22 protein-coding genes and 2 pseudogenes are annotated in these 23,342 nt (G+C 70.5%); 13 read left to right on the top strand and 11 right to left on the bottom strand.

Going from position 1 to position 23,342, the window contains the following annotated elements; genetic code table 11:
• Positions 1–131 precede the first annotated feature (131 nt).
• A complete protein-coding gene (locus ACIBAF_RS13495) occupies positions 132–869 on the top strand; it encodes a flavodoxin family protein (protein WP_399463317.1) in 738 nt (245 codons plus the stop codon).
• Between the two features lie 123 nt (positions 870–992).
• On the opposite strand, the gene ACIBAF_RS13490 is transcribed toward ACIBAF_RS13495, so the two are convergent.
• The gene (locus tag ACIBAF_RS13490) at positions 993–1,835 is read right to left on the bottom strand and encodes an alpha/beta fold hydrolase (RefSeq protein WP_399463316.1); all 843 of its coding nucleotides are present in this window, start codon (positions 1,833–1,835) and stop codon (positions 993–995) included.
• A 67-nt stretch (positions 1,836–1,902) separates the two neighbouring features.
• Complete coding sequence (locus ACIBAF_RS13485) at positions 1,903–2,628, bottom strand: alpha/beta fold hydrolase (protein ID WP_399463315.1); 726 nt, start codon at positions 2,626–2,628, stop codon at positions 1,903–1,905.
• A gap of 342 nt (positions 2,629–2,970) precedes the next feature.
• Between ACIBAF_RS13485 and ACIBAF_RS13480 the strand changes: the two genes are divergently transcribed.
• The 7 genes from ACIBAF_RS13480 (at position 2,971) to ACIBAF_RS13450 (ending at position 11,440) form a co-directional block, all read left to right on the top strand.
• The gene (locus ACIBAF_RS13480) at positions 2,971–3,807 is read left to right on the top strand and encodes an alpha/beta fold hydrolase (RefSeq protein ID WP_399463314.1); all 837 of its coding nucleotides are present in this window, start codon (positions 2,971–2,973) and stop codon (positions 3,805–3,807) included.
• 180 nt (positions 3,808–3,987) lie between these two features.
• On the top strand, positions 3,988–5,073 hold the full coding sequence (locus ACIBAF_RS13475; RefSeq protein ID WP_399463313.1) for an LLM class flavin-dependent oxidoreductase: 1,086 nt from the start codon (positions 3,988–3,990) through the stop codon (positions 5,071–5,073).
• Positions 5,070–5,684 (top strand): FMN reductase, encoded by a 615-nt coding sequence (locus ACIBAF_RS13470; RefSeq protein WP_399463312.1) that lies wholly within the window; start codon positions 5,070–5,072, stop codon positions 5,682–5,684. The genes ACIBAF_RS13475 and ACIBAF_RS13470 overlap by 4 nt, the downstream gene beginning before the upstream one ends.
• 362 nt (positions 5,685–6,046) lie before the next feature.
• Positions 6,047–8,839, top strand: a complete 2,793-nt coding sequence (locus ACIBAF_RS13465; RefSeq protein WP_399463311.1) for an ATP-binding protein — start codon at positions 6,047–6,049, stop codon at positions 8,837–8,839.
• A 182-nt stretch (positions 8,840–9,021) separates the two neighbouring features.
• Entirely contained in the window at positions 9,022–9,948 is a 927-nt protein-coding gene (locus ACIBAF_RS13460; protein WP_399463310.1) for a helix-turn-helix domain-containing protein, read from the top strand.
• Between the two features lie 148 nt (positions 9,949–10,096).
• On the top strand, positions 10,097–10,537 hold the full coding sequence (locus tag ACIBAF_RS13455; RefSeq protein WP_399463309.1) for an SsgA family sporulation/cell division regulator: 441 nt from the start codon (positions 10,097–10,099) through the stop codon (positions 10,535–10,537).
• A 453-nt stretch (positions 10,538–10,990) separates the two neighbouring features.
• Positions 10,991–11,440 carry a DUF5709 domain-containing protein gene (locus tag ACIBAF_RS13450; RefSeq protein WP_399463376.1) on the top strand — a complete coding sequence of 150 codons (450 nt, stop codon included), beginning with the start codon at positions 10,991–10,993 and terminating at the stop codon, positions 11,438–11,440.
• Between the two features lie 87 nt (positions 11,441–11,527).
• On the opposite strand, the gene ACIBAF_RS13445 is transcribed toward ACIBAF_RS13450, so the two are convergent.
• The 6 genes from ACIBAF_RS13445 to ACIBAF_RS13420 all read right to left on the bottom strand — a co-directional run bounded on the left by ACIBAF_RS13445 (position 11,528) and on the right by ACIBAF_RS13420 (position 17,821).
• On the bottom strand, positions 11,528–12,049 hold the full coding sequence (locus ACIBAF_RS13445) for a MaoC family dehydratase (RefSeq protein WP_399463308.1): 522 nt from the start codon (positions 12,047–12,049) through the stop codon (positions 11,528–11,530).
• A gap of 41 nt (positions 12,050–12,090) precedes the next feature.
• Entirely contained in the window at positions 12,091–13,791 is a 1,701-nt protein-coding gene (locus ACIBAF_RS13440) for an MFS transporter (protein WP_399463307.1), read from the bottom strand.
• A gap of 25 nt (positions 13,792–13,816) precedes the next feature.
• Positions 13,817–14,554, bottom strand: coding sequence for a YoaK family protein (locus ACIBAF_RS13435; protein WP_399463306.1), 738 nt, complete (start codon positions 14,552–14,554; stop codon positions 13,817–13,819).
• Entirely contained in the window at positions 14,535–15,059 is a 525-nt protein-coding gene (locus ACIBAF_RS13430) for a DoxX family protein (protein ID WP_399463305.1), read from the bottom strand. The genes ACIBAF_RS13435 and ACIBAF_RS13430 overlap by 20 nt, the downstream gene beginning before the upstream one ends.
• A gap of 71 nt (positions 15,060–15,130) precedes the next feature.
• Positions 15,131–15,793, bottom strand: coding sequence for a hydrolase (locus ACIBAF_RS13425; protein WP_399463304.1), 663 nt, complete (start codon positions 15,791–15,793; stop codon positions 15,131–15,133).
• 132 nt (positions 15,794–15,925) lie between these two features.
• A complete protein-coding gene (locus ACIBAF_RS13420) occupies positions 15,926–17,821 on the bottom strand; it encodes an amidohydrolase (protein WP_399463303.1) in 1,896 nt (631 codons plus the stop codon).
• A gap of 356 nt (positions 17,822–18,177) precedes the next feature.
• On the opposite strand from ACIBAF_RS13420, the gene ACIBAF_RS13415 reads away from it, so the two are divergent.
• The gene (locus tag ACIBAF_RS13415; protein ID WP_399463302.1) at positions 18,178–18,753 is read left to right on the top strand and encodes a Dps family protein; all 576 of its coding nucleotides are present in this window, start codon (positions 18,178–18,180) and stop codon (positions 18,751–18,753) included.
• Between the two features lie 61 nt (positions 18,754–18,814).
• Here the strand turns inward: ACIBAF_RS13415 and ACIBAF_RS13410 are convergent.
• Positions 18,815–19,146 (bottom strand): annotated as a pseudogene (locus tag ACIBAF_RS13410) (type III effector protein); the annotation flags it as partial.
• A gap of 14 nt (positions 19,147–19,160) precedes the next feature.
• On the opposite strand from ACIBAF_RS13410, the pseudogene ACIBAF_RS13405 reads away from it, so the two are divergent.
• Positions 19,161–19,531 (top strand): annotated as a pseudogene (locus tag ACIBAF_RS13405) (DUF2267 domain-containing protein).
• 21 nt (positions 19,532–19,552) lie between these two features.
• On the opposite strand, the gene ACIBAF_RS13400 reads toward ACIBAF_RS13405, so the two are convergent.
• A complete protein-coding gene (locus tag ACIBAF_RS13400; RefSeq protein WP_399463301.1) occupies positions 19,553–19,912 on the bottom strand; it encodes an excisionase in 360 nt (119 codons plus the stop codon).
• A 68-nt stretch (positions 19,913–19,980) separates the two neighbouring features.
• Here ACIBAF_RS13400 and ACIBAF_RS13395 point away from each other — a divergent pair, with 68 nt between their 5' ends.
• The 3 genes from ACIBAF_RS13395 (at position 19,981) to ACIBAF_RS13385 (ending at position 22,624) form a co-directional block, all read left to right on the top strand.
• Positions 19,981–20,952: a Clp protease N-terminal domain-containing protein gene (locus ACIBAF_RS13395; protein ID WP_399463300.1), complete on the top strand. Its 972-nt coding sequence runs from the start codon at positions 19,981–19,983 to the stop codon at positions 20,950–20,952.
• Positions 20,949–22,061, top strand: coding sequence for an FAD-dependent oxidoreductase (locus ACIBAF_RS13390; RefSeq protein ID WP_399463299.1), 1,113 nt, complete (start codon positions 20,949–20,951; stop codon positions 22,059–22,061). The genes ACIBAF_RS13395 and ACIBAF_RS13390 overlap by 4 nt, the downstream gene beginning before the upstream one ends.
• Positions 22,062–22,135: 74 nt before the next feature.
• Entirely contained in the window at positions 22,136–22,624 is a 489-nt protein-coding gene (locus ACIBAF_RS13385; protein WP_399463298.1) for a GNAT family N-acetyltransferase, read from the top strand.
• 148 nt (positions 22,625–22,772) lie between these two features.
• Here ACIBAF_RS13385 and ACIBAF_RS13380 read toward each other — a convergent pair whose 3' ends face one another.
• Positions 22,773–23,291, bottom strand: coding sequence for a hypothetical protein (locus tag ACIBAF_RS13380; RefSeq protein WP_399463297.1), 519 nt, complete (start codon positions 23,289–23,291; stop codon positions 22,773–22,775).
• Positions 23,292–23,342 lie beyond the last annotated feature (51 nt).

The following is a 23,342-nucleotide window of genomic DNA, read 5'->3' as shown; positions in this document are numbered from 1 at the left end:
CGCGCCGGTGCGTCGTAACGGGGCAGTGCGCGATTTCCGCGAGACGCTGCCACTGGCATCACCCCGCGCCCTGGGCCCCTCGCCCTTCACCCTCCCCCCTGTCCGCTCTGCTCCCCTCCCCGGAGTCCGCCATGGCAGCACCATCAGCCCCGTCCACCGAGGACGGCTACCGCTTCGACGATCTGCGTGCGCTCTTCATCAACTGCACACTCAAGCCGTCTCCCCAGCTCAGCCACACCCAGGGACTCATCGACAAGAGCCGGGCGATCATGGACGCGCGCGGGGTGACCACGGAACTCGTCCGCGCGGTCGACCTGGACATCGCGCCGGGCGTCTACCCGGACATGACCGAACACGGTTTCGCCACGGACGTCTGGCCCGCGCTCTTCGAGCAGGTGATGGCCGCGGACATCCTGGTACTGGCAGGCCCCATCTGGCTGGGCGACAACAGCTCCGTCACCAAGCAGGTCATCGAGCGCCTGTACAGCTGCTCCAGCCTGCTCAACTCCCAGGGACAGTACGCCTATTACGGGCGGGTCGGCGGGTGTCTGATCACCGGCAACGAGGACGGCGTCAAGCACTGCGCCATGAACGTCCTCTACAGCCTGCAGCACCTCGGCTACACCATCCCGCCGCAGGCGGACGCCGGCTGGATCGGCGCCGCGGGCCCCGGCCCCTCCTACCTGGACCCCGGTTCGGGCGGCCCGGAGAACGACTTCACCAACCGCAACACCAGCTTCATGACCTGGAACCTGATGCACCTGGCGGCCCTGCTCAAACGGGCCGGAGGTGTTCCGGCCCACGGCAACCAGCGCACGGAGTGGGACGCCGGCTGCCGACCGGGGGCGGACAACCCCGAGCACCGCTGAAACGGCCGGGTGTCCCACGCCTCGGTGATCATGTCGAGGAGTGCGGGAAGGGGCCCGTCCGGGATGCGGGCGGGCCCCCTCGCCGTACGGCACCGCTTCGTGGTGTCGCAGAGAGTCGGTCGGTCAGCGGACCGAGCGGGTGGCGCGCAGGATCAGCTCGGTGACGGGGCCCGGGTCGCTCACCGCGACCGCGTGGGGCGCGCGGACTCCGACGGTGTGGGCGCGGGCGCGTTCGGCCATCCACTGCTCGGCGGCCGGAGGGATGTTGCGGTCCTCGGTGGCCACGAGGTACCAGCTGGGGATCTGCTTCCATGCCGCAGCGGTGGACTTCTCCTGGAGCGCGGCCAGGGCGATCGGCCGCTGCCCCACGGCCATCACCTGAGCGGTCCTGGTCGGCACGCCCGCCGCGAACTGCTCCCGGAACAGTTCCTTCTTGATGACCAGCTCCTCGCCCTGGCCGCCGTCGGGCAGCGGGTAGTACTGGGTGGAGACGGCCTGCGCAAGGGTGCTGCCGGGGTACTTGCCGGTGAGTTCCAGTGCGCTTTCGCCAATGTCCGGAACGAAGGCGGCTATGTAGACCAGGGCTTTGACCCGAGGCGCGTCTGCTGCGGCGACACTGATGACCGCTCCGCCGTAGGAGTGGCCCACCAGCACGATCGGGCCCGCAACGCTGTCCAGGACGCTGCGGATGTAGGCGGCGTCACCGGCCAGCCCGCGCAGCGGCAGCGCCGGAGCCAGGACATGGTGGCCTTGCCGCTGAAGCCGCTCGACGACGGCGTTCCAGCTGGAGGCGTCGGCGAACGCGCCGTGGATCAGGACGATGGTGGGACGCTCAGGCCGGTGACGTCGGCCCGGCCCGTCCTGCGTAGGTGCCGGAGCGGCGAGCGCGGCGCCGGAAGTCCCCAGAGCGGCGGCTCCGGCCAGGAGCGAGAGGGTGACGGTGCGGCGTGGGATCGGTGAGTTCATCGTTCGCTTCCAAGGGTGGTGTCCACGGTTTCGGCTTCGGACGGTCCGGCGTCCAGGACCCGGGCGGTCACCGGGCCGTGGCCTGGACCGCCTCGTCGATCAGTTCGGCGACACGCTGGGGATGGGCGAGCATCACCAGGTGCGAGGAGTCGACCTCGACGGTGGTCATTCCGGCCCGCCGGTAGCCGAAGCGCTCCACGTCGGGGTTGATCGTGTGGTCGGCCGAGGCGACCAGCCCCCAGGAGGGCTTGGTCTTCCAGGCCGCGACGGGCGCCTGCTCGGCGAACGCCTGCGCGGCCAGCGGACGTTGGGAGACGGCGAGAACGGAGGCCAGGCGGGGCTCGACGTCGGCGGCGAAGATGGCCGGGAACCTGTCGATCCGGACCGACACATCGGTACCGGGAGTGGCCGAGCCCTCGATCGGGAACGGCGTGTAGACGAGTGCGGCGGCGAGGTCGGAGTCGGGGAAGCGGCCCTGCAGTTCGCCGAGGCTCTCACCCTTCTCCAGGGCGTAGCCGGCCAGGTAGACCAGCGCTGTGACGTTGTCCTGCGCACCGGCGACGGTGATGACGGCACCGCCGTAGGAGTGGCCCACCAGGACGACCGGGCCAGGTATCTGGCGGACGAGCGACGCGACATAGGCGGCGTCACCGAGCAGGCTGCGGTTGGGTACCGCCGGGGCCACCACGTCCAGGCCGCGGGCGATCAGCTCGGGGATGACACGGGAGAAGCTGGAGGCGTCGGCGAAAGCGCCGTGGACCAGGACCACGGTCGGGCTGCCGGATCGAGACATGGCACAACTCCTTGCGCAGGGTGGTGACCGGCCGGACGCCCGGCCGGGCGGAGAGCCTCAGGTACGAACAGACGGTAAGGACGTACGGCGACGGCGCCTTGCCTGTGAGTGCCCGAGCCGTTGCCTGTCCGCGCTGGCGCGGTCTGCGCCGTCAGGCAAGGACCAGTGCGCTGCGAGGCAACACGGGGCTCAGCGTCCGACCTAGCGTGAAGGGCGTTCCGTGCCGCCCACGCCTGCCGACCGGCCGCCGACGGTCCGGTCTTCCGGTACGACGGCGCCCTTCCCCGCAAGGCAGGGCGTGGCCGCGCGCACCAGTCATTCCGGAAAACGAGGTAGCAACCCATGCCGTACATCACCGTGGGCCAGGAGAACTCCACCGCCATCGACCTCTACTACGAGGACCACGGAACCGGGCAGCCGGTCGTCCTCATCCATGGCTTCCCGCTCGACGGCCACTCCTGGGAGCGGCAGAGTGCCACGCTGCTCGACGCCGGCTACCGCGTGATCACCTACGACCGCCGCGGCTTCGGGCAGTCCAGCCAGCCGACGACCGGCTACGACTACGACACCTTCGCCGCCGACCTGAACACCGTGATGGAGACGCTCGACCTGCGGGACGCGATCCTGGTCGGGTTCTCGATGGGCACCGGCGAGGTAGCCCGGTACGTGTCCGCCTACGGCTCCACCCGGGTCGCCAAGGTCGCCTTCCTGGCCTCGCTGGAGCCCTGCCTGCTCAAGAGCGACGACAACCCGGACGGGGTCGCCCCCAAGGAGTTCTTCGACGGTGTCGTCGCGGCCGTGAAGGCGGACCGGTACGCGTACTTCACGGCCTTCTACAAGGACTTCTACAACCTCGACGAGAACCTCGGCACCAGGATCAGCGAGGAGGCCGTCCGCAACAGCTGGAACGTCGCCGCGGGCAGCGGCTTCTTCGCCGCCGCCGCCGCGCCGTCGACCTGGTACACCGACTTCCGCGCCGACATCCCGGCCATCGACGTGCCGGCCCTGATCCTGCACGGCACGGGCGACCGCATCCTGCCCGTCGAGGGCACCGCCCGCCCCTTCCACAAGGCGCTGCCGTCCGCCGACTACGTCGAGATCGAGGGCGCCCCGCACGGACTGCTGTGGACCCACGCCGAGGAGGTCAACGCGGCGCTCCTCACCTTCCTGGCGAAGTGACCGAACGGGAGCCGGGGCGTCTTCGAGGGCGCCCCGGCTCCCGCATGTCTTCGGCGGTGGGGCGCTGACGGACAAGCCGCTCCGCACGCACAGGCAGGTCGACCGTTCGATCGGTGCCTACATTTCCGGCACCCACACAGTCACAGTCACAGTCACAGTCACCGGAGTGAAGAGGACCCCATGCAGTTCGGAATTTTCTCGGTGGGGGACGTGACCCCCGACCCGACCAACGGCCACACCCCGCCGGAGCATGAACGCATCAAGGCCATGGTGGCCATCGCCCTGAAGGCGGAGGAGGTCGGCCTGGACGTCTTCGCGACCGGCGAGCACCACAACCCGCCGTTCGTGCCGTCGTCGCCGACCACGATGCTCGGCTACATCGCCGCCCGTACCGAGAAGTTGATCCTTTCCACCGCCACGACGCTGATCACCACCAACGACCCGGTGAAGATCGCCGAGGACTACGCGATGCTCCAGCACCTGGCCGACGGGCGCGTCGACCTGATGATGGGCCGCGGCAACACGGGTCCGGTGTACCCGTGGTTCGGGCAGGACATCCGGCAGGGCATCAACCTCGCCAAGGAGAACTACGCGCTGCTGCGCCGGCTGTGGCGCGAGGACGTCGTGAACTGGGAGGGGAAGTTCCGCACTCCGCTGCAGGGGTTCACGGCCACGCCCCGTCCGCTGGACGGCGTACCGCCGTTCGTGTGGCACGGCTCCATCCGCTCCCCGGAGATAGCCGACCTGGCGGCTTTCCACGGCGACGGCTTCTTCCACAACAACATCTTCTGGCCGGCCGAGCACACGAGGAAGATGGTCCAGCTGTACCGGCGGCGGTACGCGCACTACGGGCACGGCCGGCCCGAGGAGGCCATCGTCGGCCTCGGCGGGCAGGTGTTCATGCGGAAGAACTCCCAGGACGCGGTGCGGGAGTTCCGCCCCTACTTCGACAACGCGCCCGTCTACGGGCACGGGCCGTCGCTGGAGGAGTTCACCGAGCAGACTCCGCTGACGGTGGGCTCTCCCCAGGAGGTCATCGATCGGACGCTGTCCTTCCGCGCGACCGTCGGCGACTATCAGCGGCAGCTGTTCCTGATGGACCACGCGGGCCTGCCCCTGAAGACCGTCCTGGAACAGCTCGACATCCTCGGCGAAGAGGTGGTGCCGGTGTTGCGGAAGGAGTTCGCGATCGGCCGCTCGGCCGGCGTGCCGGACGCTCCCACCCACGCGTCGCTGCGGGCGGTTCAGGAGGTGTCCGCCGTATGAAGCTCCTCGCCGTGTCCGCCGGGTTGAGCACTCCGTCCTCCACGCGCCTGCTCGCCGACCGTCTCGCCGAGTCGGCCCGCGACGAGCTCGCCGACGGAGGCCACGCGGTGGAGACCGAGGTCATCGAGTTGCGGGAACTCGCCGTCGCCGTCGCCAACAACCTCGTGACGGGGTTCCCGGCGCCCCCACTGGCCGCCGCGATCGACGCGGTGACCGGCGCCGACGGCCTGATCGCCGTGACTCCCGTGTTCACCGCCTCCTACAGCGGGCTGTTCAAGTCCTTCTTCGACCTGATCGACCCGGAGGCGCTCACCGGAAAGCCGGTCCTCGTCGCGGCGACGGGAGGCACGGCCCGCCACTCCCTGGTGCTGGAGCACGCCCTGCGCCCGCTCTTCGCCTACCTGCGCGCCACCGTCGTACCCACCGCGGTGTACGCGGCGTCCGAGGACTGGGGAGCCGGCGGCGACGAGTACACCGAGGGCCTGCCCGCACGCATACGGCGGGCGGCCGCCGAGCTGGCCGCCCTCACGGCCGCCCGCCCGACCCAGGAGACACCCGACGACGACATCACCGCGCTCGAACGGCAGCTCTCCGACCTGCGCTTCGACTGAGACCCCCGGCGGGCCGCCAGTGACCCGGTCACGTACCGATGCCGGCCCGCCATGGCAGGCTCGTCCCCGGCCGACCGCTTCGGCCGACCTCCCGGGACGGGCTGCCCCGCGCCGGACCGGCACATGGGTGCAGGGCGGCGGATCACCTCACCGCGGTCGGCCACGCGGTCGGCGTGCTCTTCCCGGTCCGGTTCGGCTCGATCAAACGCCCCCAAACCCCCCGTCTGGCTGAAACATGGCATGCTTCGTGCAGATTCAGCGCATCGCACGCCCGCGACAGCCGCATTCTGTGCGGCCACGGCTTTTCGGGATGGCACGTGGACCGGTTTACGAAGCAACCCCCGACCGGCAGAACGGGTGCCGTGCAGGTGCCGGTGCGCGGCCGGGACGACGAGCTGGCGTTCATCGGCGCACGACTCGACGTCCTTTCCCGCGGACACGGCGGGATCGTGTGTGTCGAGGGTGCGCCGGGCAGTGGCAAGACCCGGCTCCTGGCGGAGGGGCACGCCGCCGCGGTGCGGCGGGGCATCCGGGCGTTCCGGGGAGGCGCGGATCCCGATGAACACTTCGTGCCGCTCGGTCCGCTGCTGGAGGGTCTGCTGTCGGGAGTCGAACCGCTGCTCGACACGGCGACGGTGCGAGAGCTCTCCGCGGCGCCCGACCAGCGGTTCTGGCTGCTTCAGGAGCTGCAGGACCGGCTGGAGCAGACGGCCCTCGACACGCCGCTGCTGATAGTCCTCGACGACGTGCAATGGTGCGACGACCTGACCCTTCTTGCCCTGCGAACCCTCTCGGCCAGGCTTTCGTCGCACGCGATCCTGTGGGTGGTGGCCGTTCGCAGCGGGACGGGGACCCCGTCGGTACGAGTGACACTTGACCGACTTCAGCAGGCCGGAGCGCACGAGCTGCGCCTCGGCCCGCTCACCGACGAGGCGGTCGCGAGAATCGCCGAGGACGTCCTGGGAGCAGCGCCCGATCCGGCCGTCATGAGGGCCGCCCGCCGGGCGGAGGGCATGCCGCTGCTGCTGGTGGAACTGCTCGGCGGGCTCCGCGACGAGGATTCGGTGATCATCGAGAACCAGGTGGCACGGTTGGCGCGTGGCCTGATCCCCGAGCGCCTGCGCTCCTCCGTCCAGCGGCGTCTCGACCAGCTCTCCGAGCCGGCCCGCGAGGTCGTGCAGGCTGCCTCGGCGGTGGGCCGCACCGTCCCCATCGATCTGCTGGCCGAGCTGATGGGCAGACCGGCGGCCACCCTGATCGCGCCCGTGCGGGAATCCCTCGACTCCGACCTGCTCGTCGAGCAGGACAGTCACCTGCGGTTCCGCCACGACCTGATCCGCGAGGCCGTCGACGGCAGCCTCCCCGCCTCCGTACGCCGGGCGCTGCGGCGCCATGCCGCCGACGTGTTGCTGGCGCGCGGTGCCCCGGTACTCGAAACCGCCACGCTGCTGGCCGACAGCGCGGACTTCGGCGACCGCGCGGCCGTCGAACTGCTGCGCGGCGCCGCGGCGGAACTCGCGGCCACCGCGCCCTCTTCGGCGGCGGAACTCAGCGGCCGAGCCCTGGGACTCACCGCCGACCGGGCCCCGGATCGCTCGGCGATCGTCGCCGAGACCATCCTCCTTCTGTGGCAGACGGGGCAGGCCGCACGAGCCCGCGCGCTCGGCGCCGCGACGCTGCCCGGCAGCATGCGGCCGCAGGACGAAGCACAGGTGCGGCTCAATCTGGCCCGCATGTCCAGCCAGTACGACTTCGCGGAGGCCGTCCGGCAGGCCCGTACCGGCGCGGCGCTGCCCGGCATCCCGGCGACGCTGCGGGCACAGCTGCTGGCGCTGCTGTGCCTCAATCTGTCCATGGTGGGCGACATGGAGGCGACCGCCGACGCGGTGACCGAGGCGCTGGAGGCCGCCGCGCAGGCGGGGGACCAGGTCGCCGAGGCCACCGCGATCGCCGTCGACTCGGTCGTGCTCTTCTACCGGATGGACTGGAGCGAGTCGTTCCGGCTGGCGGACCGGGCCGCGGCCTTGGCCGCCGGTCTCGGGATCGCGCACTCGCTGTGGGTGCCGGAGGCACTGTGGACGACTTTCCTGCTGAACGCTGCGGGGCGGTCCGCTGAAGCGCTCGCGGCGTCCGAGGCCGGCGTCCGGGAGACCCGGCAGCAGGGGCAGGCCGCCGCCATGCTCCTGTGGCTCATGAACCGCTCGCGCACCCTCCTGGACGCGGGGAGGCTGGCCGACGCCCGGGCCGAGGCGGAAGGCGCCTCGGCCATGGTCGACGAGCTGGGCATGGGCAACTTCGCCGACGCCACACTGCTGTACACGTTGGTGCGTGTCGCCCTCCACACGAATGACCTGGACGCCGCCCGCGCTTATGTCGCGCAGGGGAGGCGGATGCTGAGCGACGAGGCGCCGCTCGTCCGCAACGTGGGCTCGTGGATGGCCGCACTGCTGGCGGACTTCGAGGGCCGTCCCGACGATGCCATGGCGGTACTCGACGAAGCGGCGGCGGCGCTTGCCGAGGAGGGGCCCTCCCTGGCCAGTCCGGACGATCCCGCCGACGCCCCCGTCTTCGTCCGTATGGCGCTGCGCGCCGGAGCGCGCGAACGTGCCGAGCTGGCGGTCTCCGTGGCGGAGCGACGGGCCACGCTCAACCCCGGGTTCACGATCCTGGCGGCTACGGCCGCGCACGCCCGAGGGCTGCTCGACAACGATCTCGCTCATCTGCTGCGCGCGGTCCGGCTGTACGACGACTGCCCCCGGCTGCTGGCACGGGCGTCAGCGCTGGAGGACGCCGGACGCAAGCTGGCCGCCACCCGTGGGTCCGAAGGCGTGCCCCACCTCGATTCGGCCCTCGCCCTCTACACGGAGGCGGGTGCCGAGTGGGACGCCGCACGGGTCCGCCGCCGTCTGCGGGCCATGGGCGTCCGGCGTACGACGTCCGCGGGATCCGTGAAGGGGTGGCCGGAGCTGACCGTCTCGGAAGTCGGCGTGGTGCGGCTCGTCGCGCAGGGACTGACGAACCGGCAGGTCGCGGAGCGTCTCTCGCTCTCGCCGCACACGGTGAGCTCGCATCTGCGCCGCTCCTTCACCAAGCTCAACATCTCCTCGCGCGTGGAGCTGGCCCAACTGGTGGCGGCCCGCGACAACGGAGAGTGACCGCTTCGTATCGCACGACGGTTTCCCATCACTTGGCGAACCGTGGGATGTGGGGGTGTGGGCGGGTCGCCAGGATGGTGACAGGTGCTTGAAACCTTGAAAGGAGGACGGGAATCATGACGACGGTCACCTCTCCGCCTGCCGAAGGCCCTCGCGTGAGCAGCCTCCTCACCACGGATTCGATGCCTGTCCGTCAGAGACGGGCGTACTGGCGCGAAGCTCTGTCCCAGACATTCGCCGCAGCTGACGTGGCCGTCCCGGACGAGGTCTGCTCGGGAACCATCCGGACGTTCCCGCTGGGTCATCTGCAGCTCGCCACGGCGGACGGCGGTCCCATGCGGGCGTGGCGCACTCAGCGGCTGATCGCACAGGGCGGCAATGAGGAGTACGTGGTCGTCAACCTCCTGGGAAGGGGCGCCGCCAGAATCGAGCAGGATGCCCGCGAGGTGTACCTGAGTCCCGGAGAGTTCACCTTCTGCGACATGTCGCGTCCGCTCTGGATGGATTTCCCCCATCGGTACCAGACGAAGTCTCTCGTCCTGCCACGGCAGGTCCTGGGTCTGAGCGAGTCGGAGCTGCGGCGGATAACGGCATCTCCCCTTCGCTCCGAGACGGCGCTCGGCGGACTGCTGTCGCCCCTGCTGTCCCGGTTTGCGGACACCGCAGAAACGTTTGGGCCGCGCACCGGAGAGTTGGTCGCCCGCAATGTGGTGGATCTGCTGACCGTCCTGGCCGACGAACAACTCGGGAGGGACTCCGAGGGGACACCGAGCGGCGATGCGGTGTTGCTGCTGCGGATCCGGGCGTTCATCGGCCGGCGCCTGGCCGATCCGGACCTGAGTCCGGAGGCCATCGCCCGGGCCCACCACATCTCCGTGCGCTACCTGCACAAGGTCTTCGAGGGCGAGGACACCACGGTCAGCCGCTGGATCCAGAAGCGTCGCCTGGAGGCGTGCCGACGGGATCTGATGCGCCGCGAGGCAGCGCATCGCACCATCGTCGCGGTGGCGCACCAGTGGGGTTTCACCAGTGCCGCCCACTTCAGCCGGGTGTTCCGGACCGCCTACGGGATGTCCCCCAGCGAGTGGCGTGCGGCCTCCAGGCCGTGATCGCGCCCCTCCGGGCCCGTGAAGGAAGCCCGCGCCCGGTGCTCTCTCGGACAAGACTTCGTACGTTCTTCGGCTAGCTGCTTCAATCGGCGGTTTTAGGGTCAATTGCGTAGACGCTGCCCCCCAAAGCTGCTGATCGGGGTAAGACATGACACAGCCGTTTTCCAGCGCCGACGGGACCCGGGTCGCCCACGAGGTGGTGACATACGTCGTCGTCGCGGACGAACCGCCGGTATCACTGCCCGCCGAACTGCGCTACGACAGCGCAGACCCCTATGCCGTGTGCCTCTCCCTTGGGGTGACATCGACCGGCACGGTCGAGTGGGTGTTCGCGCGCAGCCTCCTGTCGGAGGGACTGCGCCGACCGGCGGGTGCCGGAGACGTCCTGGTGACACCTCCGCACCACTGCCATCGGCACTCGGTGCGCATAGTCCTCAGGTCCAGGGTCGGCATCGCCGTGCTGGACATCGCGACCACGTCGGTCGTCGCGTTCTTGAAGAAGACCGACATGCTGGTGCGACCGGGCACGGAGGGGCTCCACATCGACCTGGATCGCGTCGTGGCCGAACTCGTGGCGGGAAGCGAGTGACAGGTCGGCTCGGTCAGCACGCCGTCCTGGCCGGCAGCCTGACAGACGGCGACGTGCCGCCGGCGGGGCTCGCCGGCGGCACGTCGGCAACGGGCGGGATCCCCGCCGGGGATTCCCGTACCGACCACGTACATGCCTGCCGTTCGCTGGGGGACATGCCGTGGCGTCGCGGAACGCCCGGCTGAAATGCGCCGGGCTGACGAAACCGTCGGGCAGTGCCGGTCCGGCCGGAAATGCCAACCCGGCGAACGGCGTCCTCCGCGCGCCCACCGCTTGCTCAGGAGTGCACGGTTTCCGCTTCGGGAGGGGTGGCGAGGGATCCGGGGCGGGACACTGGTGGCTCTCACCGTCTTCGCCGCAACGGCGCGGTGCGGTGGACGGGCCTGGTGGGGGCGGCTACCCCCAGCTCTCGGGCCCCCGGACGACTAGGGAGCGCAAGTGGCTGACGAAGCGATGGGTGACGACGTCTACCAGCCGGACGGTTCCGAGGTGCAGGACGACGTCGGGCTGCTCGACGCGTCGGACACCCTGGACTACCGGGCCGACGATGAGGCCCTGGACGAGGGCTACTCGCCCCCGGAGCGGCCCTGGGGTGTGGAGCACACCGGTGTCACGGCGTCGGAGCAGCGGTGGGGTGAGAGCCTGGACGAACGTCTTTCCGAGGAGCTGCCGGACATCGGGGTCCCGGCGGGCGACGGCATCGGGGACACCTGGGACACGGACGGGGAGCTTGTCGACGACGAGGTCGGAGACGAGCGCGCGGGCCGACTGATCGCGCCGGACGAGGGCAGCCATGAGAACACCGAATACGACATGGTCGCCTACGACGTCGGTCTGGACGGTGCCGGGGCGTCGGCCGAGGAGGCCGCGATGCATGTGATCCCCGAATCCGAGCCCTACTGAGGGGACGGCGAGCGCAGGACGAGGGGCCGGTGCCCGTGAGGACCGGCCCCTGGTCCCCGCGTCCCGCGTCCCGCGCGGACCAGGCTCTCAGGTCGAACCGGTGCGGCGCAGCAGATACTTGTGCTGTCCGGAAAGGACGAGCTCTCCGCGCTGGTTGTGGATGGTGGCCGCCGTGACCACCACGCCGCTGCCGTCCTGTGGAACGAGGTCCGTGACGGTCAGGGCCGGGTAGAGCGTGTCGCCGGTGTGGACCTCACCGAGGAAGCTGGCCGACAGCTCCAGGAAGCTGATGAAGACCTCGCCGATGAAGTGCGGGAACAGTGTGGCGCCCGGCGCGGTGAAGGCCAGTACCTGCAGTCCGTGCACCACCGGAGCCGTATGGCCGTGCCTGCGCGCGAAGACGGCGTCGTAGTGCACCGGGTGGTTGTCCGCCGAGACCGTCTGGAAGGCTGCCGCGTGGGCTTCGGTCAGCGTACGGCTGGGGGCGCGGAACACCTCTCCGACTTCGAGGTCGTCGAAGGTCCTGGCGGGGACCACCAGGAACGATTCGGGGTCGAAATCGTCGGAGTCGGTCAGGACCGTTGCGTCGGACTCGTCGTTCTTCGCCATCGTGGATTCCTTCCTTGGGGTGCGCACACTGAGGTCCCGGTTCACCTGGACCTTGCCGCGTCCGGTGGGGGTGCAGACGTCCGGGACGGAGACCACCCGGCTGAGGTGGTGTCGTCCGCATCCGGTATGACGGGTCCTGACGCGGCGTCGAAGGCGTGGGTCACCCGGGGCGCGGTGCCGGGGACGAGGAGTCGGCGAGCCTGCTCCTCGTGGTGGCGGTCGGTGGCGGTGAGCCGGGTGTGGTGCTGGGCGAGATGCTCCGACCACGATGCGACCAGGTAGTTCTCGATGAACTGCGCCGGATCGTTGCCGTCCTGGTAGAGGCCCCAGGTGAAGGCGCCCGTACGCCGTCGTGAGCGGGCGACCCGGTCCATGCGCTCGGTGAAGGCGGCGTGGTTCTCGGGGGCGACCCGGTAGGCGACGGAGACCAGCACCGGGCCGTCGGTCGGTCCGGGCTCGAACACCAGAGGGGGAACGGGCCAGTGGTCGGACGGCGACGGGTCGATGTGGGCGGCGTCATGCAGCGGCCAGCGGCGCACGCTGACCGCGCTGACCAGCATCAGGGCGCTGCCGACGAGCAGGGAGGCAGGGAGCCCCAGGCAGACGGCCAGGGCGCCCCACAGCGGTGCCGTCAGGGCCTGCCCGCCCTGGAAGACCAGGAGATAGACGCCGAGTCCGCGGGCCCTGACCCAGCCCGGAAGACGTGTCTGCACGGCCGCGTTGAGGGTGGACAGGACGCCGATCCAGGCGAGACCGGCGGGCAACAGCACGACCGCAGCCAGCCACGGGATCCGGACCGTGGCCAGCACCGCCAGAACGCAGGCGAAGACCAGGGCGCCGACGCCGAGAACGCCGTTGGCGCCGAGGACGCGACGCAGCCGCGGCAGGACGAACGCGCCCGCCACGGCGCCCACGCCGACCGCTCCCAGCAGCAGCCCGTACCCGTCCGAGCCGAGGCCGAGGGAGCGGCTCGCGATCACCGGCAGCAGTGACCACAGGGCGGCGCCGCCGGGAATGAACAGCACCGTGCGCAGGAGGACTCGGCGGACGCCCGGCGCGTGCCACACATAGCGGCGACCGGCGTACAGCGCGGCCAGCAGCTTCTCGTCCCCGCCGGCGGGGGAGGCCGTCGCGGGTCGCCGCCACAGCAGGAGGACGGCCGCGATGCCGAGGTAGGAGGCGGCGTTGAAGGCGAAGACCCACCCTGCGCCCGCCGCCGCGACCACCACCCCGCCGAGCGCGGGTCCGACGGCACGGGCCAGGTTCATGTTGACGGCGCCCAGCGCGGCCGCCTGGGGGAGCCGGCGGCGTTCCACCAGTTCCGGTTGGATCGCCTGCCAGGCCGGGCCCATCAGCGCGGTGCCGCAGCCCAGGAGGAACGTGAGCGCGAGCAGCAAAACGGGGGTGAGCGCGTCCGTGAACGCCAGTGCCGTCAGGACGCAGGAGACCGTGAGCATCGCGAACTGGGCGGCCAGCAGCACCGTACGGCGGTCGAAGCGGTCGGCGACCACACCGGAGGGCAGGGCGAGCAGCACGATGGGAAGGCTGGAGGCCGTCTGCACGAGAGTCACCAGAGCCGCGTTGTCCCCGATCAGCAGCCACTGGGCTCCCACCGTCTGCATCCAGCTGCCGATGTTGGACACCAACTGGGCGATCCACAACGCCCGGAAGACGCCGGCCGCGAGGGGCGCCCAGGGCGAATCCGGCTTGGAGGGCTCTGGTGGTGAGGGTGCGAAGCTCATGCTGGTCCCTGCCTCTCTTGACGCCTCAGGACTGCGGTCGGGCCCAGGCGGCGTCGTCGGTGGACAGGAGGTGGGTGGTCACGGACGTCACCGTGAGGAGCAGCAGAGCGAGCCCCAGAGTGACGAGGAGGTGGTCGTGCAGGAGGAGTCCGGCGCCGGCGAACGCTCCGAAGAACATGGCCAGTACGGACAGGATCCGGCGGCCGGGCCGCGGCGCCGCGCCGCCGGCCGGGGTGGAGTCCGCGGCCAGCCCGGTCAGGGTCAGGGTCAGCACGGTGGTGGTGAGGTCCGGGACGCCGAGGCGGCGCGCGGCCGCGTTCTGCAGGCCCATGGCGATCCCGAGCAACACGATCAGGGTGTACTGGACGCCGGTGGTGACTCTGCCGTCCGACCCGGCGGCGACCACGAGGGCGACCGCGACCAGGATCGTCTGCACGGCCGTCGCCGTGCGCAGCAGACGCCCGCGGTGCAGGGCGAACCGTGTGCCGAGCCTGCCCCCCGCGAGCGCGCCGACGAGGAACGCGGCCATCGAGACGACGGACGCGAGCGCGGACAGGCCGTCGGCGCCGGCCAGGGCGAACCCCAGGAAGACCACGTTGCCGGTCATGTTGGCGACGAAGACGTGCCCGAGGGCCAGATAGCTCACGGCGTCGACCAGGCCGGTGGCCACCGTCAGAGTCAACAGCAGGGGAGGCAGCGGACCGTGACGTTCCTCTCCGCGCGGTATCAGCGTGCGGACCACGTCACTCAGCAGTGCGCGCATATCGCGTCTCTCCCCTGGTGGCGGCCGGCCGGTGCAGCACCATGCGGGTGAGCAGTGCGCTCACCGGCCCGAGCACGATCGCGGGAAAGGTGATCCACGCGGGCCAGGGGGTGATGGCCAGTGCGTGGTCCACGGACCACCGCCCGGGCCCGGTGAGGGCCAGCGCGGCGGAGACGACGACCAGGACGAGGGGGTATTCGTAGCCGTCGTTCTGTACCCACAGTCCCTTGGGCCGCTTCACGGTGCCGGCGACCGTCATCACGCCCATGGCGGCCATCGCGGCCAGGGGCGTGAGCAGGCCGGCGGCCAGGAACAGGCCGGACCCGATCTGACTGGCGCCCGCGACGAGCGCGGTCAGCCGGCCGCCGCGGAACCCGTCGTGGCGGAACTCCTCGGTCCCGCCCGCCAGGCCGTTGCCGCCGAGCCGGAAGCTCACCTTCTGCACCCCGTGCCCGGCGATGAGCAACCCCACCGCCAGCCGGAGGACCAACAGTCCAGTGTCCATCGTGTTCTTGCCCGTTCCTGACCGTTGCTGCTTGCTGCTGCCTGTTCCTGGCGTTCTCGTCGTGCGTGGGCTCAGCCGGCGGCGTGGGCTCCGATGACGGCCTGCGCGTAGACCATCCCGAGGCCGTAGGCGCCGCCGTGCTCCTTGACCACGTCGCCGACGGCGGCGTACGTCTCGGTACGGGCCCAGTCGCGCTGCAGCTCCAGGAGAACCTGAACCCAGGTCACCGGGACCGCGCCGCCCTGCACCATGCGCTGGATCGCGTGCTCGTGGGCCTGCGGGCTGACACCGCCGGAGGCGTCCGTGACCACGTAGACCTCGTAGCCCTGAGCGATGGCGGACAGCACCGGCAGGACCACGCAGACCTCGGTCCACAGACCGGCGATGACGAGCTTCTTGCGGCCGGTGGCCTTGACGGCCTCGACGAAGGCGAAATCCTCCCAGGCGTTCATCGTGGTGCGGTCGATGATCTTCTGTTCGGGGAAGACGGCTGCCAGCTGCGGCATGATCGGGCCGGAGAACGACTCGGCGGCCACGGTGCTCAGCACGACCGGCACGTCGAACGCCCTCGCGGCCTTCGCGAGGCCCAGGGTGGAGTTGATGATGGCGGTGCGGTCACCGCTGCCGGTGCCGAAGAACATCTGCGGCTGGTGGTCGATGAAGAGCACCGTGCAGTTGTCCGGGGTGAGCAGGTCGGGGCTGGGGGACGCGGTGACGTCGGCGATGTCGACCATGAGTGTGAGCCTCTCTCGGTGAGCGGTGGCACGGACAGTTGTCGGTGCCGTGGGAAGCACCGTCCGGTCGGACGGAGCCGGTGGGCGACGGTCCGGAAGGGGCGGCTCAAGAGCCGGGACCCTTACGGGAGTTCAGAGGTCGAAGCAGGGATCGAAGGGGGTGCTCGCCACGTCCGGGGCGTGCCCGCGTGCGATGCGCCACCGGCGGTGCTGCTCCGATTCGGCGACGGCCTGGCCGAGCGACTCCGCTTGACGGGCGCCGGCAAGCGCCGCGTGGCGGGACGCGGCCTGGTAGCCGCCGAAGTGCGCGACCGGGCTCCAGGCCGGGCTGACGGGGGGAAGTTCCTCGTCGAGCCCCTCGTACTCGGCGGCGGCGTACACGATCCGGCCGCCGGTCACCGTCAGCAGCGACTCAATGTGCGCGATGTCCGGCTCCGGCACGGCGAAGTAGTCCTCGGACAGGATCGCGAGGTCCGCGTAACATCCCGGCCGCAGCACGCCCTTGACCTCGTCCTCGCCGGTGAGCGCGGCGCCGGCGCGCGTGAACATCGCCAGCGCCGTCTGCCGGTCGACGCGGTTCGCCGGCGGGCGCAGCGCCAGATCGCCGAGGGTGCGGCCGCTGACGAGCCAGTGCAGGGCGACCCAGGGGTTGTAGGTGGAGACCCGGGTGGCGTCGGTGCCGGCGCCCACGGTCAGTCCGCGGTCCAGCATCGCCCGGATCGGCGGGGCGTCCGCGGCTGCTCCCGGGCCGTAGCGCCGCAGGAACGCCTCGCCCTGGAAGGACAGGCGGTTCTGCACGGACATCGCGCCGCCGAGGGCGGCGACACGGTCGAGGCTGTCCGGGGAGGCGGTCTCCGCGTGATCGAACAGCCACCGGTTCCCGGCCGGGAAGAGCCCTTCCGCGGCGAGCTTCTCGAACACCGCGAGATCGCGGCGGATCGTCTCGTCATACGTGGCGTGCAGCCGGAATCCCCAGCCGTTCTCCGTGAGCAGGCGCACCGCTTTCTCGAACTCCACCTCGTAATCAGGTGTGTGTTCCGGACGCGGCTGGGCGAAGTTCTCGAAGTCCGCCGCCGCCCAGGTGAGGTTCTCGCCCGCACCATTGAGGCGCAGCCATTCGTCCCCGTCTTCGGGGCGGGCCATTTGGATCCAGCGGGCGAGATCGTCGATTTCCTGACCCGCGGTCTGCGGAAACAGGTGATAGGCGATACGCATCGACAACTGTCCGGCCTTGGCCAGTTCGATGACGGTGGCGTAGTTGTCGGGGAAGTTCTGAAACCCGCCGGCGGCGTCGATCGCCGAGGTCAGTCCGAATCTGTTCAACTCGCGCAGGAAATGCCGGGTGGAGGTCTTCCGGTCCTCCTCGCTCTCCAGTACCGGCGCCTTCGCCAGGGTCGAATAGAGGATGAGGGCGCTGGGTGCGGCGAGCAGCATGCCGGTCGGTTCCCCGTCCCGGCCGCGCACGATCTGGCCGCCCTTGGGGTCGGGAGTGTCCCTGGTGAACCCGGCGGCCTTGAGTGCCGCCCGGTTCAGCACGGCCGACTGATACAGGTGCAGGACGAACACCGGGGTGTCCGGGGCGGCGGCGTTCAGTTCGGCGACGGTCGGCAGCCGGCGTTCGGCGAACTGCTCGGCCGACCAGCCGCCCACCACCCGTACCCACTGGCCCTTCGGGGTGCGAGCGGCCTGCTCACGCAGCATCGCCAGACCCTGACGCAGGCTGCGCACTCCGTCCCAGCGCAGTTCCAGTACGTAGTTCAGTCCGCCGCGGATCACGTGCAGGTGGGCGTCGTTGAGGCCGGGGATCACCCGTCGCCCGAGCGCGTCGACCACCTTCGTGGTCAGGCCGACGTGGGGAGCCACGTCCTTGTCGTCACCCATGACCGTGATGACGCCGTCGCGGACGGCGAGTGCCTCCGCGTGCGGGCGGCCGGTGTCCCCGGTATGGATCTTCGCGTTTCGGACGATGAGGTCCGCGCCGTCGTCGATGGCGTGCGGAACCAGCCCGCCGACCGGCATTGCTGACATCTCTTGAAACCCCCTTGGGGAATGACGACTTCGAATCGAGTCATGACCGGCGGCGACGGAGGAGGGCTTTTTCAGTCGACCGAGATGAATTCGACCGACACCGTTCGTGCCCTGAGAAACCAGGACAAGCCCTGTGCGTGAGGCTGCTTCGCCATCACGATAGGCACGATCGATGTGCTGCCCTGTCCTGCCAGCGCACTGGTCTTTGCCTCACCGTGCACCGGCTCATCCCCGCACCGAATTCACGAGAGTGTGCACTGCCGGGCATCACCCCGTGCGTTCCTGGACAACCGGTCCGCAGCGCGCGCACCTAGCGTCTTTGTGCAACCGGATCCCGGACCGCAGGAGGCGGAACAATGACCATCAGCTCCCAGCACCTGAGCAGCCAACCGCTGCTGCATCAGAAGGGCGAGATCATCCAGGAGTTCGGGACCGTCAAGCAGTTCCCTCTCGGCCTCTCCTACGAGGCGCGCATGTACTCCGCCCAGCGCCTCAACAAAGTTCTGGCCGACACCCAGATCCTCTACGGCCTCTACAAGAAGCACCACTGGCTGATGCGCGGGGCGACCTTCTACCAGCTGCATCTGGTGCTGGACAAGCATGCGGGGGAACAGCTCGAACTCGTGGACGCCCTCGCCGAACGGGTCCAGACCCTGGGCGGTGTCGCGGTGGGGGACCCCCGGCACGTCGCCGAGATCACGTCGATCCCGCGCCCCCCGGACGGTGTGGAGGAGGTGCCGGCCATGCTGTCGCGGTTGCTGGAGGCACACGAGACGATCCTGACCGACGCCCATGACGCGGCGGCCCGGGTCGCGGAGTTGGGCGACGACGGCACCAACGACCTGCTGGTCTCCCAGGTGGTGCGGACCGGCGAACTCCAAGCGTGGTTCCTGGCCGAGCATTTGGTCGACACACCCCTGGTCCGCGCCTGAAGGGCCCGCACCGCCGATGCTCGCGACGTAGCGTCATCCTGCGAAAGCCTTCAGGAGGATCTCAGGTCCTGTTTCGGCTGAGTTCGGCCAGTGGGATGCCGGCGGCGGCCGGGAGGCCGGTGAGCGCCGTGATCTGGCCGGCGAGCTGACGCAGGGCGCCGGCGTTGGCGCGGGCCCAGGCGGTGACGGTGCGGTCGGCGGCGCGGTGGTCGCGGGTGGCCCGACCCGCTGCTCGCCCATGGACCCCGGGGTCCCGGGGCGTACGCGCAGGCAGCGGCGTTCGGCGGCCCGGCGGCTGGAGACGCCGAGGGGCTGGGCGAGCTCGGCCCGGCTGGCGCCCGCCTCCCGCGCGGTTTCGATCAGGCCCGGTTCCCACTCGGCGAGTTGCTCGCGCGCTGCTGGAACAAGTGCGCTACGAAGGCGCCTATGCCACCCGCGCCCAAGCCGAGCAGGCCGTGCGCGCCGTGCCGGCCGCCTTCGGGCGCGCGCTCACCGGCGATGAGCGCGTGGAGCCCGCCGCCCGGCTGCCGCACGAGGCCGCCGTCATCTTCTCCTCCCAGATCCCCGCCACCGAAGCCCCCACCGGCTGGGGGGTTTCGTCAAGGACTTGGCGACCCGCACCGGCGGCACACCGGCCACCACCCGCTGGGACACCGGTACCGTCCTGCGTATCGTGGCCCACCTCGCCGGCGAGGAACTCCTCGACCGCGTCCTCGCCCGACTCCCCTCCGGCTACGCCCTGCTGTTCGGCCGCGCCGAGCTCACCCGGGCGGCCTGACGCACAGCGCGGCGAACACGGTCACCGTCGCTCCAACGCGGCCAGCCGTAGCTCAAGCTGGTCGACCCGGTGCCGTAGCAGGGTGACCTGGGCTTCCAGGCTCACTTCTCGTTCCGCCCTGCGTTGAATGCGCGGTGACGCGGCGGCCCGCTCGATCACCGCGTCCAACTGGACCAGACGCTGCGGCCCGTTCGGGCCGTCCACCAGCCGCGACCGGATCTCGCCGTTGCGGTACCAGGACCGCAGGGCCGAGCGGGAAACGCCGGTCTCGGCCTCCGCCTTGGCCAGCGTGACCCACGGGGTCTCGTCCAGCTGCTCGAACAACTCCAGCTCGTTGCGCCAGCGCGCGAGCCGGTCCTCCCAGTCCGACGGCGTCTCCATCACACCCCTCCCTTCAGCATGGTGACCCTGTCAATAACAGTGTATTGACAGGGTTGGGACCATGGAACATGACCTTTGAAAGGTTCACGGTGAAAGCCCGCCAGGCGGTCGTAGCGGCCCAGGAACAGGCGAGGCTGCTCAAACACCTCCACATCGGCACGGAGCACCTCCTCTTGGGGCTGCTCGACGTGCCGGACAGCACGGCGGCGAAGGTTCTGCACCGGCTCGGGTACGACAAGGAGGCGGCGCAGGCCGACATCGCCGCGGTGGTCCCGCCCGGCACGCAGCAGCTGAGCGGCCATATCCCGTTCGAGTCGCGCGCGACGAAGACGCTGGAACTCGCCCTGCGCGAGGCGCAACAGCTGCACCACCACGACGTCGGCACGGAACACATCCTGCTCGCCCTGGTCAGGGAGGGTGAGGGCGTCGGCGCGAAGGTGCTCGCCGAGCGGATCCATCCGATCAGCAAGATCCGTGCCGCGGTGCTGGCATCGGTGGAGGGATCGCAGGACGTCACGGCCGCCCCATGGCCGGCCGGCACGCCCGCCACCGAGGACACCGTGTCCGCCGCCAGCGCCCTGGCCGGCGGCGCACCGGTCGGCAGCCATCACCTCCTCGAAGCGATGCTGCGGGCGGAGAACAGCATGGCGGCCAGGGTGTTGCGCGAACTCGGGGTCGACCCGGACGCGGTCGCCGCCAAGATCGACGAACTGGACCCGGAGACGACCACGGACGCGAACCCGGAGGAAGCCGCCGCGCGCAAGATGGAAATCCGGGTGGTCGACGACGAGGTGCACCTGATCCTCCGGGACCCGACGACGGTCACGCTCGCCAAGGAGGTCGCCGAGCTGTGCGACGGCCCGGTCCAGGGCGTCGGGCCGGTCGCCGGCCTGTTCGTCCCGCTGTCGCGGTCGACCGACCAGCTGCTGCTGCAGCTCCGGGGCATGCTCGAACCGGAACCCGAAGAAGACGACGGATCCGCCGCGAGCAAGGTGGCCAAAATCGTGCGCACGGTCCTCGCACCCCGGCTGCGCCGATGAACCGGCTTGCCATCGTCGGAGCCGGTATGGGCGGCCTGGCCCTTGCCCGGGTGCTGCACGTGCACGGCATCGACGCCGTCGTCTACGAACGTGAAGCGTCGCGCGGCGCGCGCGGCCAGGGCGGCATGCTCGACATCCACTCCGGCCAGCGTGCGCTGCGCGAGGCCGGTCTGATCGAGCAGTTCAACGCGATCGCCCGTGGTGAAGGCCAGGACATGCGTCTTCTCGAGCCGGACGGCACCCTGCTGCTCCAGGAGGACACGCCCGACGACGCCCCGCTCGACCGACCCGAGGTCGACCGCGCCGATCTGCGCGACCTGCTGCTGGATTCCCTCCCCGACGGCATGGTGCGCTGGGGCCACGCGTTCAGCTCCGCCGACAACGGCCTGCTGCACTTCGCCGACGGCAGCAGTGCGACGTATGACCTGCTGGTCGGCGCGGACGGTGCGCAGTCCCGGGTCCGCGCGCTGCTCACCGACGCCCGTCCCGCGCACATCGGCCAGAACGTCGTCGAGGTCGGCATTCCCGACATCGACCGCACGCACCCCGACCTCGCGGCGATGGTCGGGCGCGGCAACTACTGGGTGCTCGGCGGCGGAATATCCCTGGCGGCGCAGCGCAACGGCGACGGCCGCGTCCGTATCGGCGTCAGCTTCTACAACACCGCCGAGGACTGGCTCGCCACCAGCGGGATCCCGTTCGACGACCCGGCCGCCGCCCGGGCGCGGCTGATCGAGCTGCTCCCCGGCTGGGACCCACGGTTCACCGCGCTGATCGCAGCCTGCGACGACACGGTCGTGCCGCGGTCGATCAGCACGCTCCCGGTCGGCCTGACCTGGCCGTCGACGCCAGGCGTCACGCTGCTCGGCGATGCCGCGCACCTGATGCCGCCGGTGGGAGAGGGCGCCAACATGGCGCTGCTCGACGGCGCCCTGCTCGCTCTCGCGCTGGCCGCGCACCCGGACGACTTTCCCGCCGCCGTCAAGGAATACGAACGCGAGATGTTCGAACGCACCGGCACCGCCGCCCGGATGTCCGCGAACATGCAGGAATTGCTGATGTCGCCGGACGCCGCCCAGAAACTGCTCGCCTTCTTCCGACCTGACTGAACGCATCAACGTGAGCCGTGCGAGATGAGAGGGTCCCTCCATGGGCACCTCAGGGGGTGCGAAATACTGTCCCGATGAGTTCACGGACTTCCCCGGTCAGCCAGCCGATCACGATACGGAGGGCTGTCGCGCGGGATGCCAAACGGCTCACGCGGCTCGTGCGTGGCTCAGGCGCCTACGAGGGCAAGTACGCAGCCGCAGTCGCGGGCTACCGGGTCGGTCCTGATTACATCGAGGCTCACCGCGCCTTTGTGGCCGTCGGCGCCGACGAGCAGGGAGGCCGGGTCCTCGGGTTCTACTCGCTCGTCCTCGCTCCACCGGAGCTCGACCTGCTGTTCGTCGCCGACGACGTGCAAGGACGGGGTATTGGACGGCTGCTCGTCGCGCACATGCAGTCCGAGGCCCGTGCCGCCGGTATCGACCGTCTCAAGGTCGTGTCGCACCTTCCCGCCGGGGGCTTCTACCACCGTGTCGGCGCGGTGCGGACCGGGACCGCGTTCGCGAACCCGCCCGCCGTGCCGTGGGACCGTCCCGAATTCGAGTTTCGCATTTCTTCGGGATGACGCGGTGTGCCGGTTGGCGGGGCACCGGCTTCGCCTGCAGGGTGACCGGCTTGCAGGAGCCGCCGGACGCCGCGCGCCGCTCTGTCGGCCGGCGCGACGTAGAACATCTCAGTTGAAGGTGTGGGTCGGGCTGTGATTCGGGTCTTGTTCAGGAGAGCCCGGACGCCCTGAGGACTGCCTGCGCGGTCTCGTCGTCGATCCGGTGACCGAGCCGCTCCAGGACCTCCGCCCCTTGGCGCAATGTGCCCCGGTCGACGGACCGGCGTACGCCCGTGTCGAGCTCGTGCCAGATCAGCGGGTTCGCGGTGAGGACGCGAGGGTCGAGTTCCAGGCGGCGGCCGTACGTGTCCCGCAGGACGAGGTGGGAGGAGGCGCCGTCGTGCTGCCATACAGTCGTCAGCGCGTCCGTGCGCACCATGCACCGGCGCCAGGGTGTGCGCACCGTCAGCCAGCCGGGGCCCGCGGACACCTGGGGCGGCAGCAGGACGGCGCACACCGCGGTCGACAGAGCGACCCACAGCAGGGCGCGCAGAGGCGTCAGGCTCTCCGCGTCCCAGTCGACCAGCAGAGTCATCGCGCAGAAGACCAGGGCGCAGCTCACCGCGAACCGGGCGCTGCCACGCCAGTGCCGGTCCCCGGCCGGGCTCAGCTGTTCGCTCCGTCGCATGGCGCCGACGCTAGGCCGCTGAGCGAGGCCCGGCGACTGCCGCTTACGGGT

It is taken from the genome of Streptomyces sp. NPDC051677, from assembly GCF_044453465.1.
Lineage (GTDB): Bacteria > Actinomycetota > Actinomycetes > Streptomycetales > Streptomycetaceae > Streptomyces.
Note: the sequence above shows the minus strand (reverse complement) of the source record. Positions and strands in the feature narration are given on the sequence as shown.